The organism is Amycolatopsis sp. NPDC051106, assembly GCF_040682775.1.
GTDB lineage: Bacteria > Actinomycetota > Actinomycetes > Mycobacteriales > Pseudonocardiaceae > Amycolatopsis.
The window spans coordinates 22,855-38,883 of sequence record NZ_JBFBBQ010000022.1; the positions used below are offsets into that span (position 1 = coordinate 22,855).

16 protein-coding genes are annotated in these 16,029 nt (G+C 64.7%); 10 read left to right on the forward strand and 6 right to left on the reverse strand.

Going from position 1 to position 16,029, the window contains the following annotated elements; all coding sequences use genetic code 11:
* Nucleotides 1-8 precede the first annotated feature (8 nt).
* The 3 genes from AB0M83_RS18805 to AB0M83_RS18815 all read left to right on the forward strand — a co-directional run bounded on the left by AB0M83_RS18805 (nt 9) and on the right by AB0M83_RS18815 (nt 2,485).
* Entirely contained in the window at nt 9-608 is a 600-nt protein-coding gene (locus tag AB0M83_RS18805) for a hypothetical protein (protein WP_364518594.1), read from the forward strand.
* Nucleotides 609-650: 42 nt separating this feature from the next.
* The gene (locus AB0M83_RS18810) at nt 651-1,577 is read left to right on the forward strand and encodes a hypothetical protein (RefSeq protein ID WP_364518596.1); all 927 of its coding nucleotides are present in this window, start codon (nt 651-653) and stop codon (nt 1,575-1,577) included.
* Between the two features lie 299 nt (nt 1,578-1,876).
* A complete protein-coding gene (locus tag AB0M83_RS18815; protein WP_364518598.1) occupies nt 1,877-2,485 on the forward strand; it encodes a hypothetical protein in 609 nt (202 codons plus the stop codon).
* Between the two features lie 10 nt (nt 2,486-2,495).
* On the opposite strand, the gene AB0M83_RS18820 is transcribed toward AB0M83_RS18815, so the two are convergent.
* Nucleotides 2,496-2,966, reverse strand: coding sequence for a UPF0158 family protein (locus tag AB0M83_RS18820; protein ID WP_364518599.1), 471 nt, complete (start codon nt 2,964-2,966; stop codon nt 2,496-2,498).
* Between the two features lie 109 nt (nt 2,967-3,075).
* On the opposite strand from AB0M83_RS18820, the gene AB0M83_RS18825 reads away from it, so the two are divergent.
* Both AB0M83_RS18825 and AB0M83_RS18830 read left to right on the forward strand, forming a co-directional pair.
* The gene (locus AB0M83_RS18825; protein ID WP_364518601.1) at nt 3,076-3,918 is read left to right on the forward strand and encodes an SEC-C domain-containing protein; all 843 of its coding nucleotides are present in this window, start codon (nt 3,076-3,078) and stop codon (nt 3,916-3,918) included.
* Nucleotides 3,902-4,798, forward strand: coding sequence for a hypothetical protein (locus AB0M83_RS18830; protein ID WP_364518603.1), 897 nt, complete (start codon nt 3,902-3,904; stop codon nt 4,796-4,798). The genes AB0M83_RS18825 and AB0M83_RS18830 overlap by 17 nt, the downstream gene beginning before the upstream one ends.
* 160 nt (nt 4,799-4,958) lie before the next feature.
* On the opposite strand, the gene AB0M83_RS18835 is transcribed toward AB0M83_RS18830, so the two are convergent.
* From AB0M83_RS18835 to queC, 5 genes are read right to left on the reverse strand one after another with little or no spacing between them, the layout of a single operon-like run.
* Entirely contained in the window at nt 4,959-5,570 is a 612-nt protein-coding gene (locus AB0M83_RS18835) for a VUT family protein (RefSeq protein ID WP_364518605.1), read from the reverse strand.
* On the reverse strand, nt 5,567-6,334 hold the full coding sequence (locus AB0M83_RS18840) for a GTP cyclohydrolase, FolE2/MptA family (RefSeq protein ID WP_364518607.1): 768 nt from the start codon (nt 6,332-6,334) through the stop codon (nt 5,567-5,569). Before AB0M83_RS18840 ends, AB0M83_RS18835 begins: the two co-directional genes overlap by 4 nt.
* A 1-nt stretch (nt 6,335) precedes the next feature.
* Nucleotides 6,336-6,692, reverse strand: coding sequence for a 6-carboxytetrahydropterin synthase QueD (gene queD / locus AB0M83_RS18845; protein ID WP_364518609.1), 357 nt, complete (start codon nt 6,690-6,692; stop codon nt 6,336-6,338).
* Nucleotides 6,692-7,327 (reverse strand): 7-carboxy-7-deazaguanine synthase, encoded by a 636-nt coding sequence (gene queE / locus AB0M83_RS18850; protein ID WP_364518611.1) that lies wholly within the window; start codon nt 7,325-7,327, stop codon nt 6,692-6,694. Before queE ends, queD begins: the two co-directional genes overlap by 1 nt.
* On the reverse strand, nt 7,324-8,025 hold the full coding sequence (gene queC / locus AB0M83_RS18855; RefSeq protein WP_364518613.1) for a 7-cyano-7-deazaguanine synthase QueC: 702 nt from the start codon (nt 8,023-8,025) through the stop codon (nt 7,324-7,326). Before queC ends, queE begins: the two co-directional genes overlap by 4 nt.
* Before the next feature lie 110 nt (nt 8,026-8,135).
* Between queC and AB0M83_RS18860 the strand changes: the two genes are divergently transcribed.
* The 5 genes from AB0M83_RS18860 to dpdE all read left to right on the forward strand — a co-directional run bounded on the left by AB0M83_RS18860 (nt 8,136) and on the right by dpdE (nt 16,029).
* Complete coding sequence (locus AB0M83_RS18860; RefSeq protein WP_364518615.1) at nt 8,136-9,026, forward strand: hypothetical protein; 891 nt, start codon at nt 8,136-8,138, stop codon at nt 9,024-9,026.
* A complete protein-coding gene (dbpB, locus tag AB0M83_RS18865) occupies nt 9,023-10,147 on the forward strand; it encodes a DGQHR domain-containing protein DpdB (RefSeq protein WP_364518617.1) in 1,125 nt (374 codons plus the stop codon). The genes AB0M83_RS18860 and dbpB (AB0M83_RS18865) overlap by 4 nt, the downstream gene beginning before the upstream one ends.
* The gene (dpdA, locus tag AB0M83_RS18870) at nt 10,144-11,418 is read left to right on the forward strand and encodes a tRNA-guanine transglycosylase DpdA (protein WP_364518619.1); all 1,275 of its coding nucleotides are present in this window, start codon (nt 10,144-10,146) and stop codon (nt 11,416-11,418) included. Before dbpB (AB0M83_RS18865) ends, dpdA begins: the two co-directional genes overlap by 4 nt.
* On the forward strand, nt 11,411-12,523 hold the full coding sequence (gene dbpB / locus AB0M83_RS18875) for a DGQHR domain-containing protein DpdB (RefSeq protein ID WP_364518621.1): 1,113 nt from the start codon (nt 11,411-11,413) through the stop codon (nt 12,521-12,523). The genes dpdA and dbpB (AB0M83_RS18875) overlap by 8 nt, the downstream gene beginning before the upstream one ends.
* Before the next feature lie 377 nt (nt 12,524-12,900).
* Nucleotides 12,901-16,029 carry a protein DpdE gene (dpdE, locus tag AB0M83_RS18880; RefSeq protein WP_364518622.1) on the forward strand — a complete coding sequence of 1,043 codons (3,129 nt, stop codon included), beginning with the start codon at nt 12,901-12,903 and terminating at the stop codon, nt 16,027-16,029.

Genomic DNA, 16,029 nt, shown 5'->3' on the forward strand with positions numbered 1-16,029 from the left:
AAACCGGTATGGGGTCCGACGTGTTGCCGTGTTACGTGGCGTGCGACATCTCGCTGTCGATGGCCGACCACATCGACGAGCTGAACAGGGGGCTGCGCGAGTTCCGGGGGGCGGTCCACGGCGACGCGTCGATCGCCGACCGCGTGCTCTGCAGCATCATCGGCTTCGGGGAGGAGCCTGCGGCGGTCCATGGGCTGTACCTCGCGGGTGAGGTCGCCGAGCTGCCGCCGCTGGGCCGGTGCGCGGGCACCAACTTCGGCCCGGTGTTCGCGTACCTGCGTTCGGCCATCGACACGGACGTCCGGCTGCTGGAGACGCACCGGGTGCGGGTGCACCGGCCGCTGGTGTTCTTCCTGTCCGACGGCCAGCCGACGGACCCGGTGACCTGGCCGGCGGCGTTCTCGTCGTTGTGCGACCCGGCCTGGCCGCGCCGTCCCCGCGTGGTGACGTTCGGCGTTGGCGACGCGGACGAAGAGGCACTGGGCCGCATCGGCACGTTCCGCACGTACCTGAGCCGCGACGGCGTCCGCCTGGGGACGGCGCTGATCGCCTCGGTGATGCACGTTCTGTCCACTTCCGGTCCACCGCCCGGCCGCACTCTGTCCTGAAAGGGGGTGCCGACCATGGAAACGCACTGAAGGAGAAGGACCGTGAAGCGTTCCGAGCTGGTCCAGGAGCTGAAGACGCTGCGCAAGGGACGCGGGCTGGCGGGCCGTGTCGAGGACCGGGTCGGGCCGCTGCTCCGCTCGGCGTGTTCGGTGGCCGACGACGACGGGCTGGTGGCGATCCGGGAGAAGGTGTCGGGCCGCCTGTCCGAACTGGCGGCGCACCTCCCGGACGACCTCCGCTTGGCGGCGCTGGCGGCCTTCGCGATCTGCGCGGAGGCCCGCCAGCCGCTGTACCAGGACAGAGTTCGCTGGGCGGCTGCGCGCGTGGACCGTGACCCCCGGACGGTCCGCCGCCGCGTGGACGAGGCGATCGACCTGCTGGCGGAGCTGGCTTCGTCGACGTCTTCACCACCGCCGGTTCCCGGCGGCCACTGGCACACGGCGTCGCTGGCCATCGCTCTGGAGCTGGACGAGCTGCTGGTCCTCGAGCGCCGTCGGATCGTGGCCGACCAGGAGGGGCTCCGGTCGCTCGACCTGGCGGTGTCACTCCCCTCTGGACGCCCGTCAGCCACTGTTCTCTATGGAGGGACTCTGGTGGACCGGGGGATGGAGACGTCCTCGCGCTGGGGGTACGGCCTGGAGCTGCCCCGCCCGTTGTCCCGGGGCGAGCCGTGGGAGGTGGCAATGCTGTTCCGGCCGTCGTCGTTGCGGCCGTACATGGTGACGGTGCCTCGGCAACCGTGCGATTCGTTCGACCTGCGGGTCCGGTTTGGCCGGGTTGTGCCTTCCGGGGTTTGGGTGCTGGACGGAGCGTTCCAGAGGGATGTGTCGGATCCGGGGTACCGCGGCCGGTCTCAGGCGGTCGATTCGTCGGGGGAGGTGCACTTGCAGTTCCGCGGACTGATGCCCGGGTTGGCTTATGGAGCGCGGTGGGGGTCGTCAGAGGATCTGGCGGAGTCGCGAAAGTGAATGAACCACTGGGGCAGTTTCGACGGCGATCCCGCTGACCACGATGGAGTGGTACTTCGACGCCCACCTGTATGTCGCCAACTGGGGCACTCGCTGCCTCATGATCAAGCTCCTGGAACAGTTCCTCGACCTTGAAACAGCCCAGCGCTACTGCCCCGCCGATTCGGCGAGCTGCTCCCGGTCCGCGCGGACCTCGCCGCCGGCGACCACCGCGCGCTCTACCTTTGCTGGCTGCTCGCCGCCCAGACCGAACTCGACGAGGACGAAGTCGAACCGCCCGTGCCACCGGGACTGAACGCTTGACCGGCTCGCTGCGCGCGCTGACGGAGTTCCTCCGGATCGACGACCTGCTGGCCGTCGCCGCCCAAGCCAGTGGCCGACCGGGCAACGATCGCTCCGACGACGAGCTCGCCGAGTTCGTCAAGGGGTTGCCGCAGCAGGAAAAAGCCGCGCTGCTCGTGCGCTCGGTGACCGGTGATCCGCATGTGGCGGCCGAAGTGCGTCGGCGCTTCCGGCGTCAATTCGCCAGTAAGCCCGCCGCCGGTACCCGCACGGTCGGCGAGCTGCTGGAGGCCGCGTCGGCCGTGCGTACCGAGCGGGAGGGTGTGGCGACCGCTCGTGCCGCGGCGGAGGCTTTGCTCAGGGACCGAACGCGCGCTGAGGCTCGGGAGTCGCGGCTCGAGGCGCTGGCCGCGGACGAGGAGAACGCGTGGCGCAAGGTCGCCGCGTTGATCGAGTCCAAGCGGCCCGCCGGCTACGACGACGCGGTCGTGCTGCTCGCCGACCTCAAGGCCGTGAGCGCTCGAACCGGCGAAACCGAGACGTTCGCCAAGCGTTTCGCCGGCCTGCGTGCCGAACACCGCCGCAAGCCGAGCCTGCTGGAGCGGTTCGAACGGTCCGGCCTCTGACACGGCCTGCTCAGGGCAGGTCAGGATCGGGATGTTCGGCGGCGAACCGGTCGGCGGTGTCACGGTCGACGAGCGCGTTGTCGGCCAGCCATTCGGCCGCACGGCGTCGCGCCCGGACGTCGCTGAACGCGTGCCAGGCGGAGAGAAGCTCCGGGTGTTCTTCGTACAACTCGTTCTTGAAGCGGCGAAAGACGCCCTTGCCCTGGATGGCCCTCGCCAGCCGCTGGCCGGCCCGCTCGTCACTGATGCCTTCGGCGAAGTCCGCCATGTCCTGGTACCAGACATAGGAAGGCAACGGCTCGATCGCGATCAGATCCAGGTCGTCCAGATCGACCGGGTGCTCGCCGTCGATTCCGCCGTCCGTGGTCCAGAACCCCATCTCGCCGGTCCGTGGGTCGACCAGGTGGAAGTACTCGAAGTCGGTCTGGTCCTGCAGGGCTGTCCCGATTTCTTCGAGGTCGAACTTGTCCAAGCCGAGCATGCGAAAAGGCTAGCGGTCCGGAGTGCCCTGAGCCGTGCGAGTGGGTACCGTAACGGCCCGTGGTTGGCTGGCCCCGGGCAGGTTCGATTTCGCGCGGTGGCGGGCGGGTGTGCGCCGGGCGGCGATCGCACGAGAGCATGGCCTTGACGACGAAGCGGCGTTCGCGGTACTGGTGATCGTCACGCAGTACGAGAAATTCACCGAGTTGCGGGAGACGGACAGCCTCGGCGACGACGTCGTGGCTGCCGGGTTCAGCGCGGCTGTGTCGCTCCTGGCCGAGGTGGCGGTCGCCGAGGCGGTCCTGGCCGAGATCCCCGCGACCGCCCCGGAGAGCGCGGTGGCGCTGGTGGTGTTCGCAGAGTCACTCGAGCCGATGGCGCCGCGCGCGGCCAAGCCGGCGTTGCACTGGTTGCGAGGCCAGGCCCACGAAAGGCTGGGTGACTTGGCCGCGGCCGAGGCTGCTTACCAGGCTGCCGAGTCGCTGGATCCGAAGTGGTCGCCGGCGCTGTACGCACTTGCCCGCTTCGCGGGTGATCGCGGCGACGCCGGCGGGCTCGCCCTGCTGCGCCGCGCCGACTTCCCGTCCGACGACGTCTTGGTGGAGCTCCTCGAACGGTACCAGGTCGAGCTCCGCGCCGACGTCGGCCGCAACGATCCGTGCTGGTGCGGGTCCGGCCGCAAGTACAAGAAATGCCATCTGCACCGCGAATCGCTGCCGTTGGACGAACGTGCGTCCTGGCTGTACCAGAAGGCGGACCTGTTCCTCGGCGACGGCCCGTGGCGCAGCGCGATGCTGGTGGCCGCGGAGGCCCGAGCCGAATTCGCCGCCGACGGTTCGTACGCCCTCCTCGATGCGCTGGACGACCCGCTGACCGCGGACGTGGTCCTGTTCGAGGGTGGCGCGTTCGCCGACTTCCTGGCCGTCCCGGGGCGCCTTGCTGCCCGAGGATGAGCGGCTGCTCGCTGAGCAGTGGCTACTCGTCGACCGGTCGGTGTACGAGATCGAACAGGTCCGCCAGGGCGAGGAATGTACGGTCCGTGACGTCCGCACGGGCGACGTCCACCAGGTGCGCGAGCGGCTGGCCAGCCGGCAGCTCAAGACAGGCATGCTGGTCTGCGGCCGGGTCGTGCCGACGGGTGAGTTCCAGCAGTTTTTCGGCGGCATCGAACCGGTAGCGCTGAAAGAGCGCGACGAACTCATCGCGCTCCTGGATTCGTCACCCGATCCGATCACCCTGATTTCCTTCTTGACGAGACGATTCGCGCCGCCGGTACTGCAAAACACCGAATGCGACCCACTGGTGCTCTGCGAGATCACCCTCCGAACCACCGACCCGGCGGCGCTCGCGGCGGAGCTGACCAAGACGTACGAGCGCGACGGCGACACGTGGCACGAGCACATCACCACCAACGGCATGAAGAACATCCGAGCCACCCTCCGCTTCGACGGCGACGACCTGAAGGTGCACGCCAACAGCGAAGCTCGCGTCGACCGCGTGCTCGCGGTTCTCCGGAGGTTCGACCCGAAGCTCACCGTCGTGAACGAGTCCCGTAAGCCCGCGCACGACGCGGTTCGCGGGCCATCCGTCGAGCAGTTGCCTGCCTCCGGCCCCGAGGTCAGGGCCATCCTCGACCAGTTCGTCCGCGATTACGAGCAGAAGTGGCTCGACGAGCCCATCCCGGCGCTATCCGGCCACACCCCTCGCGAGGCTGCGGCAGACCCATTCCGCCGAGGCGACTTGATCCGCCTCCTCGCAGCCTTCCCCGACAGCCACGGCGAGCCGGGCGTCATGGACTCCGGCCGCCTACACGCCGCCCTCGGCCTTCTGTAGCACTCGAACTGACCGAGTGCAGCCGCCCCGTGGAGTCTGCGAGACTTCGGCGAGTCTGCTGCGCCCAGCATCCAACTGGCCTCTACGAAAGTCGGACCTCGACGACCTCACCGACGAGTTGTTTTGACCGGCCGGTGACTACATCACCCTGACAGACTGGTTACTCGTTGCTGTTGACCAGAGTCTTCCTGCGGCCGAGCAACGCTAGGACGACCACGGCGGCAACGGTCATCCATGCCTTGCCGATGATTTGCCCGGGCAGGAACTCGAAGGAACCGAAGGCCATCTTGAGGAAGATCAAGCTGTCCGCCAGCAGACCGACGATGTTCGAGCCAACCACGGCAACGATGAGTCCTCGTTTCCGCAGCGGTTCGTACACCGCGAAGTCCAGGAGTTCCGCCACTACGAACGCGACGGCCGACGCCGTGGCGAGCGCGGGGTCGGCCAAGAGATAGGACAGGACAGTGCCCACCACGATGGCGCCCAGGACTGCTCTCCGGCCAACGCTTTCACGTGCCAGGTCTCGCAGGACCAGAGCCAAACCGGCGAAGTAGACGGCTGCTGGAGCGAGGAAGCCGAACCCGACCGGGACAGCGCCGAAGTGGGTTACGACGAGGTTCGCCAACGGGATTGTGGCGACGTATGCGACGAGCAGAATCACCCCGTTGGGAGTGATCTTTTTCACGGAATCCTTCTTTCGAAGCAGGCTGACTTTGACAACGGCTTCGCGGCCGTCGCGGTCACGCGAAAGTGCTTTGGGGTACGCCGTCAACCGGTGATCAGAGCCACGGCATCGTGGCTATGGATGCTTTCAAGGTTACGAACCCTGACCTCGTGAGCCAACCCACGGCTGCGGCATGTGAGCGAGATGTCGCGCGCCATGTCCTCGACAAACACGGGATGGTCGTAGGCCTGCATCGTGAGCGTGCGCTCGTCAACGCGCTTGACCAGTGGAACCACCGGAGCCGAGCCGCTTCCACGGATGATCTTTACCGCCTCTAGCGCCGGCAGGGGGTACATGTGGTCCCCACTGCCCGTGACCGACAGGGTGACCTTGCTGCGCTGGTTATGGGCACCGTAGTCGGAAATACTCTTCGAGCAGGGGCACAGGCTGGTGACCTCTGAGGTCACCGCTGAGGTCACCTGACAGGAGCCGTCCTGCCAGATGCCGGTCACTTCCACGTCGTGAACGGACACGGACTCCAATCCGCTGGTCGGCGCGGACGTCGCTTCCGAGATCGGCATGCTGAGGACCACCGCAATGCCGGGGGCATCCAGTTCGGCCGCACCGACTTTTAGTACTTGGGCCATGTCTCGGGGGTCGAACGCCTGCAGGCGTTCGTGGACGAGGGCGACCATCCGACTCATGTGTGTGCCCCGGCGGTCCGCCTGTAGTTGGACGGTCACCGAAATCTCGGCGATGCTCCGCTGGTTCGTCATGCCGTCATCGAACACCACTGGGTACCGCACCCCGGCAATGCCGACCTGGTCGACCTCGATGCCGCGTACGTCCACTTCTGCCTGTATGTCGTGCACGTCACCGTCCTCGATAAGTGCACCCGGAAGTGCAGGTCTCGCGGACCGTCACAGCGGACACGTCGGGTAACTGCGGTACCAGGCGGTCCCAGATCCACACGGCCAGATTTTCACTGGTGGGATTCTCCAACCCCTGGATCTCGTTGAGGTAGCGATGGTCGAGTTGTTCCTCGAGTGGCTTGAACGCAGCTTTCACTTCCCCGAAGTCCATGACCCAGCCGGCGTGCGGGTCGACGGGACCTTCCACGTGAACCGTCACGCGGTAGGAGTGGCCGTGGAGGCGAGCGCACTTGTGCCCCTCTGGCACCTCGGGAAGCCGGTGAGCGGCCTCGAAGGTGAACTCTCGGAAAATCTCCATCAGCGGATTCCCAGATACTTGTGCGTTTGCAACGACAGCGACCAGCGAGGGTTCTTCAGGCAGTACTCAACCGCCGCTTCGGTGTGGCTATCCTGGTCTTGATCGTCCAGAGGTTGAAGCCGGAACGAGCGGAAGTCCAGGTGTTCGAACTGTGCAGGGTCGCCACCTGCCTGCGGGTAGACCAACTTCAACTCGTCACCGGATGTCACCACCAGGTCAGCCCCGATCTTCGGGCTGACGCAGAGCCAGTCCACCCCGGGTGGGGGGACGCGGGTGCCATTCGTCTCTACGGCGACCTCGAACCCGCGGCGGTGTAGGGCATCGACAGCCGCCGCGTCTAATTGCAGCAGCGGTTCTCCTCCTGTGCACACTACGAAACGATTGTCTCTGTCCCCCGACGGCCACACTCCTTCTACTGCGTCAGCGAGTTGGTCGGGCGTGGCGAACCGTCCGCCTCCCGTACCGTCGGTACCGACGAAATCAGTGTCGCAGAACTTGCAGATCGCCCGGGAGCGGTCTTTCTCGAGGCCGGTCCAGAGATTGCACCGGGAGAAGCGGCAGAAGACGGCCGGGCGGCCGGCGTGGCTACCCTCACCCTGCAAGGTGTAGAAGATTTCCTTGATGAAGTAGGTCATGCGTTCACGTTTCGGTACGTCACGGGATCGGTGACACCGGCCTCGGCGAAACCCTTGAGCCGCAACAGGCAGGTATCGCAGCCACCGCATGCCCGTCCCTGTTCGTCGGGGTCGTAGCAGCTCGAGGTGATCGAGTAGTCGACTCCGAGGCGGAGGCCCTCACGAACGATGTCCGCCTTGGACATCTCGATGAGCGGTGAGTGGAGGCGGAGCGGGGTCGCCCCCTCGACACCGGCCCTGGTGGCGAGGTTGGCCATCTTCTCGTACGCCGCCATGTACTCAGGTCGGCAGTCTGGGTAGCCGCTGTAGTCGACCGCGGTCACGCCGGTGAAGATGTCCGTCGCGCCGACAACCTCGGCGTAGGCGAGCGCGAAAGACAAGAAGATGGTGTTGCGTGCCGGTACGTAGGTCACCGGGATGCTGCTCGCGTCGACCTCGTCGACGTTGCCGTGCTTGGGCACCGAGATGTCCGATGTGAGTGCTGAACCGCCGAAGGCACGAAGGTCGATGTCGACGGTCTTGTGTCCGGCTGTTCCGAGCGTCTGGGCGACTCGTCGTGCCGCCTCGAGTTCGACACTGTGGCGCTGCCCGTATCGGAAGCTAAGCGCGTACGGGGTGAACCCCTGGTCCTTCGCTATGGCCAGTACCGTCGTCGAGTCGAGACCGCCGCTGAGCAGTACGATCGCCGGTCGTTCCATCGACGTCACCCTTCAATTGGTGGATAGCGGGTCAAGATCATAACTGGCTAACTAAGCTGTAGAGTAAACCGCATCGGAAGCAAGTTACGGTCCAAGGGAGCCGGCGAGGCGTGAAGAAACTATCCGTGGTAGTGACCTGCACGGACCGTAAGATGCTCGTTCCACCTGCGACTCTTCGTGTCGGCTCTCTCCCGGCGGGCACGGTGAGCAGTCGACTCAGCACCTGGACGGACCGGGTCCGTACCGGCACGCACCGCACCCCATTGAGCGGTCTGTACAAGGGCGAGCACTGGCAGCAAGTCCACACTGTGGTCGATGCGGCCACCCGAGCGGGGTTTAAGGCGGAACTGTGGGTCGTGTCCGCAGGGCTCGGCTTGCAGTCCGCTGTCGCCTCATTTCCGGCGTACGCCGCCACCTTCAGTGCCGGCCACGAAGACAGTGTCGCGTCGACAGGGGCCGACCGTCGACGGTGGTGGGAGGGCCTCCAGGAACGCCTCGGCGCGTCGACCCTTGTCGAATTGGGATCCCGCAGCTCCGTGCTCTTGGTGTTGTCCGAGGTCTACGGGAGCGTCCTGACGGCGGAGTTGCGCGAACTCGGCCAGGTTGGTAACGACACACTGCTCGTCGGCGGGAGCGAGGATATACCGGGTGTGCAGCGCGTACGGGCCAACGGATCGCTTCGCAAAGCACTGGGCGGCACCCTCACCGGGCTGAACGCACGGATGGCCAGTTCCTGGCTGGCCCACTGTGAGGACGGTAGGTTAACCTCGCCCGCCACGACTGAGACGTGGACACGCTGGGTCGAGCGCTCGGCCCACCACGAGAGCTATAACCGCACGTCGATGACGGACGCGGAGGTCAAAGCGTTCATCCGGGCGTCGGTAGCCAAGCAAAAGGGCATCTCACGAACCAGGTTGCACCGGTTGCTCAGGGAGAGCGGCAGGGCTTGCGAGCAGAAGAGGTTCGCCAACCTCTACTCCGAGACGACGGGAGAGCGGTGAATCTCAAGCGCAGGGCGTTGAAGGTGCATCAGCACCCGACGATCCCCCTGTACATCTTCACCCTCGCGGCCGAGGAAGTCGCGCTGATCTCCGACGTGGCGCGGATCTCCCGCGACGACGCTGGTCGACTCCTGGGTTATCAGCGTCCCGAGAAGAAGCAGCACGTGAACCAGATTCTTGAGTACCTCGACAGCGACGAGGTGCTGTTCCCCAACGGCTTGATCATGGCTTTGCCCGACTCCGTTCGCTTTCGCTCCAGTCCAGGGCCTTCAGCCACCGACGGCCTGGCCACCAGTGGCACGCTCGAGATCCCCCTCGCGCAGACCCCCGACGAGCCCCGGCCAGCCTGGATCGTGGACGGCCAGCAGCGGAGCCTGGCCCTCGCACGGACAAAGCGGACTCGCCTCCCCGTAACGGTCGCTGGGTTCGTGGCCGAGGATATCGCCACTCAGCGTGACCAGTTCCTGCGGGTAAACACGGTGTCACCGCTGCCCGCCAACCTCGTGGCGGAACTGCTGCCCGAGGTGGGTACGGCTCTACCTGCGAAGCTGTCAGCCCGCAAGTTGCCTTCCGCCCTGGTCACGATGCTCAACCAGGATTCGGACTCGCCCTTCCGAGGCTTGATCAAGCGGCCGTCGACCAGCCCGGAACAGCGCGGCACCGCCGTCGTCACCGATAACAGCCTCACAGCCGCGGTCGAGGAGTCGCTGAACTCTTCCGCAGGTATCTTGTTCCTCTACCGCAACCTATCGAACAGCACCATCGACACGGGCGCGATACGCAAGATCCTGGTCTCCTACTGGACCGCCGTGCAGCACACCTTTCCCGAAGCCTGGGGTTTGCCGCCGACCAAGAGCAGGCTGATGCACGGTGTCGGCATCAGGGCCATGGGGCGACTCATGGACAAGATCGTTCCGAACGTGGACGTGGAAGCAACAGATGTCGTGGAGCGAATGAAGAAGGAACTGGCCTTGATCGCGGACCAGTGCCACTGGACCAAGGGACGGTGGGGAGAGTTGAACATCGCCTGGAACGAGCTCCAGAACACCCCGCGACACATCAGTGTCCTGTCCAACTTCATCATCCGTGTCTACGTCAAGTCGCGGGTGAACGCGTCGTGAAGTTCTACTTCCCGGACAGTCAGGACCTCGTCAGCCCGACGTACGACTTCATCAACGATGAGTACCTGCCCACCAGGGTCCGTCAGCGCGATGACGTATACGCGCATGAAGTCGTCACACCGTCTCCTTATGACGGTGTCCTCGTCAGTAAGGCGATCGTCGACGGCTCGGTGAAGGGAGCGGGCAAGTACGCCGCACCCCAGCGTGCACGGCTCTACCGTCTCGGGGTGCGCAAGTTTTTTAGACTGCCCTCGGGCACCGCCAGCCTCGGCGACTGTGGCGCCTTCAACTACGTCGAGGAGGAGTACCCGCCGTACTCGGTCGACGAGGTACTCGACTTCTACGACGAATGCGGCTTCGACTCGGGCGTCAGCATCGACCACGTCATCTTCGGTTACGTTCCTGGTGCGGGCGAGGATGACGTAGACGGTGCTTGGGTCAAGCGGCGGCATATTTCTCTGGACCTGGCCGAGAAATTCTTGGCTGCCGTCCAGGAGCGCGACAGCCCGTTCGAACCGGTTGGTGCCGCGCAGGGGTGGAGTCCCGCCAGTTATGCGGACAGTGTGGGCCGCTTGCAGGAGATGGGGTACGGCCGGATCGCGCTCGGCGGCATGGTACCGCTGAAGACCCACGAGATCGTGGCGTGTCTGGAAGAGATCTCGACCGTCCTGCGGCCGGGAACGCAGTTGCACCTGCTCGGGATCACCCGGTTGGAAAGCATGGAGCGCTTCGCCGATCTGGGCGTGACCAGCTTCGACAGCACGTCGGCTTTCCGGCAGTCGTTCATGGACGATCGGAACAACTACCACACTGCGGATGGCGCCTACACGGCCGTGCGCGTCCCCCAGGTCGACGGTAATCCTGCTCTGAAGCGAGCGATCCTGTCGGGAGCGGTGTCACAACGCGACGCCATACTCGCCGAACGGGAGTGCCTGAGCGCTCTGCGGGGCTACGACCAAGGTGTCATAGACCTCGAGGACGTCATGGCAGCCTTGGCTGCTTACGAAGCGTTAGTGCTGGGCGAAAACCAGGCGAAGAAGAAGAGCTACCTCGTCCCGTACCGCAGGACGCTGGAGGCGCGCCCCTGGAAATCCTGTTTCTGTGCGTTGTGCAAGGAGCACGGTATCGAGATAGCGATCTTCCGGGGTACGGAGCGGAATAAGCGGCGTGGGTTCCACAACCTGGCCGTCCTGGAAGCCAAGATGCGCAAGGTCGCCCCGCGACCGGTTCGCGGTGAGATCGTCCCCTCAACTAGGAGAGAAAGTGGCTGACAGGTACACCCTGCGACTCCCGGCCCTCGAGGTCCGGCAGGGGCGACGACGGATCTACTGCTTCGCCGTCGACGGCAAGAAGCTGCACAGCTTCGCCGCGGTGTCGCGCATCCGACGTGACGATAGTGAGCAGTTGCAGGGCTACCAGCGCCCTGAGGTACTCAGCCACATCCGCGGAATCCGCAAGTACCTCGAGTCCGGTGGGGCGATGCTGCCCAATGCGATCGTCGTCGCCTTCGACGAACGAGTGCAGTTCACCCCATCATTGATGATCCCCTCTGACACGGTCGATTACTCGGTACCAGGAGAACTCGTCATCCCGGTGGACGAGAGCTTGTCCGAGGCGCAGAAACCGGCTTGGTTGGTCGACGGTCAGCAGCGCAGCGCAGCGATCCGTGATGCCGATGTCGCCGAGTTCCCCGTCGCAGTCGTTGGCTTCATCACCGACTCCGAAGAGGAGCAGCGTTCGCAATTCATCCTGGTCAACTCCACGAGGGCGCTGCCCAAGGGTCTCATTCACGAGTTGCTCCCCGACACCACCGGCCACTTGCCTGACGCGTACGTGCGCCGCCGCCTGCCTGCGCAGTTGATGACGCGCTTGAACGGCAAGCGCGAGAGCCCGTTCTTCCGCATCATCGCGTCACCGACTGCTCCGGACGGCTACATCAAGGACAACAGCGTCCTCAAGATGGTCGAGCACAGCCTCTTCGAAGGAGCGCTTTACCAGTACCGCAACCCCGTCGACGGCACTGGTGATGTGGATCGGATGCTCACCCACCTGATCGGCTTTTGGTCGGTCGTGCGCGAGGTCTTCCCCGAGGAGTGGAAGAAGCCTCCACGTAGTTCACGCCTCACCCACGGCGTCGGCATCCAGGCACTCGGCTTTGTCATGGACACGCTGACGGAAGACGTGCCGGCCGAAGGTGTGAAGACTGTGGAGCTCCGGAGAACCCTGGAGAGCCTGCGTCCCCATGTTGCGTGGACGTCCGGTACTTGGCAGTTCAGCGATGGTGAACGACGCTGGAACAACCTGCAGAACACGCCGAACGACGTCCGGCAACTCACCTCCCATCTGCTGAAGTTGTTGCGCAAACGCAAGCGCTGACGTTCGATTCACTAGGATAATGCGTCGGCATGCACAGCCCTGGGTGCTTGCCGTGAAGGATGTGAGCTGAGCGCGCTGATGATGCGAGCATCGGTACGCGGACCGGTGTTGCGCTGGTGCTGCCCGTCGAACGCGCCCACGAGACGTGTGCTGATTCACCACTCGGAGCCGCTGTCGAAACCGTCGAGGGGTGCTACTCGACGGTAACTTAGTCTGTCCCGTGCGTTGTGTAACGCGTGTGGTCGCAGGCGCGATTCCTCTTGTGCTCGGCGAGCCTGTGTCGACTGAGTCGGTGTGTCTTGTCCGGACGCGCGGTCTCCGATGTGAGTTCTCCGGACGGTCAGGGTGTCGAGTGCTACGATCGGGATGATGTCGTCATGGTGCGCGAGCGGGCCGGCTCGCTAAATGGGACTCCGTCGATGAACAGGTTCGTCGGGCAATGGGTTCAGGTGTCCGGCAACGGGCTGGGCTTCGGCTTTTGCAAGGCGAAGCGAGGCAACGACAGTGCGGTGGTCGTCTATACTGATGTGCCGCACGTCCACGAATCGGAATTAGTGGTCCCGGTTTCCCGTCTTACAGTTCCGAAGCTGCCGCCGGGCACGAGGATCTGGTTGGAAGGCGAAGTTTACGGCTGGCGAGCTGCGGAAGTAGCTGCAGCGGCCGGTTTCGGTGAGTACTGGGTGCGTGTGGCGGGCGCTTCGGGTCGTGATGTCAAGGTGCCCGGCCCGAAACTGATGGTTCGCTGGAACGAGCAACTGAGTGATCCGATCACCGCACTTGCGCAAGGCCTCTGCGACACTCCGGAGTACTACGCCGCCCGGAAGGGCTTTCGTGACTGGTTGATCGAACAACGGAGGTCGGCTCGAGGGTTTACGGCCGTACTCTCGGCTCCTGTCGGCTTCTACCAGCACCAGTTGGACACGGTCGCGAGGATGCTGGCCGATCCCGTCCTGCGTTACCTGCTCGCGGACGAGGTCGGCCTCGGTAAGACTGTCGAGGCGGGACTGGTACTTAGGCAGTTGCTGCTCGATGACCGCGACTTCAAGGCGCTGGTGTGCGCTCCGGTCACATTGGTGCAGCAATGGCGAGAGGAGTTGACCGAACGTCTCCTGCTTGACGCTGCCCTGGCCGAGGGGCGTCTTGAAATTATCTCTCACGAGGAGTTGCTCTCTCGGCACGATCTGACCTCGTTCGGCTTGGTGGTGATCGACGAGGCGCACCACCTTGTTGACCACCTCAGTTCGTTCGAGGCGACCCGCCGGGACCTGTACGACGTACGAGGTCTCCTGTTGCTGTCAGCGACACCGATGAAAGGAAACCTCCGGACTTTCCTCGGTCTGTTGAATTTGGTCGATCCGATGGCTTTCCCGCTGGATAGCGTCTCAGAATTCCGTCAGCGGGTCGAGTTGCGGGAATCGGCGGCGAGCAGCGTTCAGGTTCTTACCTCCCGCCGGTCTACGCTGCGTCAGCGACGTCTTGCGCTCGATGGATTGACCGCGTTACACGGCTCGGACTCAATTTTCGGGGATTTGGCCGATGAATGCCGAAAAACTGAAGACACTGCCTCTCCAAGGTGGCGGAGTCTAGCAGACTACGTCCGGGAGACCTATCGCATCAGCAGGCGCATGATTCGGCACCGGCGCAATACCGGGCCCGCTGCGGAGTACCCGGTGTCGGGACGGAAACCGACGTTTGTCGCTGTCGACGATCCTGCGCGGCCCGATGTCGACGACTTCCTGGACGAGTACCGGGAACGATTGGAGGGGCGGCTCGACGACCGGTTTTATGCTCGTACCGTCATGCACGGCCTCGGCGGCTCAGGCCCGCTCCTGCGGCATCTGGAAAGCTCACTGAACGTCAGCGGCGCGATACCTGACGATGTGCGCTCGTTGGTGGAGTCGACCGCAGCCCGCCTTCGGTTGCGGGGTACCAACACGCGGGTGAACTGCGCCTTCGAGGTGGTGGACGCGCGGATTGAAGCCGGGCAGAAGGTTGTGATGGTGGCGACTTCGGCGGACATGGCCGCCCACCTGTTGGAGTTGGCGCGATCACGGTGGGGTGGTTTGATCCGAGGGCACCTGAGCGGGATGACTCAGCAAGATCGTGACGACGGTGTCCTGGAGTTCTCGGAGTCACGTCACGTCCAGTTGCTGATCGGCGACCACAGCATCGAAGAGGGGCGGAACCTGCAGCGCGCCGATGTTCTCGTCAACTTGGACTTGCCGCTCGACTTCAACAGGCTGGAGCAGCGGATCGGTCGCCTCGACCGGTTCGCCCGTCGCTCAGAGCCGGCCGAGGTAGTTGTCTTGACTGAGCCCGCCAGTTCGTGGGTCTCTGCCCAGATCGCCATGCTCAGTGACGGTATTGGCATCTTCGAGTCCTCTGTCGCCACTCTGCAACGCCTGCTTGAGGAAGAACGTGAGCGCCTGATCCTTACGCTGGCGCACGAAGGGAGTGACGCTTTCACTCGCGACTTGGGAGCTCTGCGTTCCGCGCTCGATGAAGAGCGGAACGAGGTGGACCTTCTCGAGGAGATCGAATCCGTCACGGTCGCAGCCGACTTCGATGAGGTGGGCATGAGCGATCTGCGGGCAACCGACGACGACGTGGAAGGACTACGTCGAACCTTCACCCACTTCACTGCCGTGCGAGGCGGCGTCGCACTGCGCCCAGTGGAGGATCAGCACGGATTGGTGCGCTTCGGTCCCGTACCAGGGCGGCCCAGGCGAGCGGGTGTAGACCGCATCGGCGGACTCTCCGAGGACGCCACTCGTGAGGTTGCTGGACTGCTCAAGCAGACTTACGCTTACTCCCGTGACACCGCGACTGCTCGGCGGGGAGTTTCACTTCTCCGCCTTGGCGATCCGTTGGTTGACTGGCTCGAGGGCTACCTGCGACGAGATGAACGTGGGCGTACTCGAGCGATAGTGCGCCCCACCTCGGCTGTGCGTTCGCCGGAGTTGTGGTTGCACTGCGAATTTCTCGTCGAGTACGACGATTCGCACCTCGCCTTCGAGTCCGAAGGGATCCGGCGCAGGCTTCGCAGGCGCGGCGACGCTCTCCTGCCCCCCGCTGTCGTGGAGACCTGGACCGACGTGCATGGCGCGGCGTCACCGGATTTGCTGGAGGTCTTGCACGCGCCGTTCGACGAAGGTCATGACTACGTGCTGCGCGGGCAGTTGTGGCAGGCGGTCTTGGACGAGTTCCCGGAGTGGCGGCAACTCTGCCGGGCGAGTTACGAAGAGGCCCGTGCGCAACTCGCCTCGGCTGCGGCTCTGACATCGGTGCCGTCCGCTGCCGGCAGGCGCGCTGAGGCGGAGGTGGACTCGCGCTTGGCCGTACTGCGTGCCAGAGCGCGTCGGTTGCCGACGAACGCCGAGCGCGCGAGCGCTGCCCGCGATGTGCAGCAGGAGATCGAACTCGGAAATGCCGTGGTCAAGGGCGCGACCAAACCCGCGGTTTCGGTCATTGCGTGCGGAGGTGTGGTGCTGTGGCCCAAACGTTAG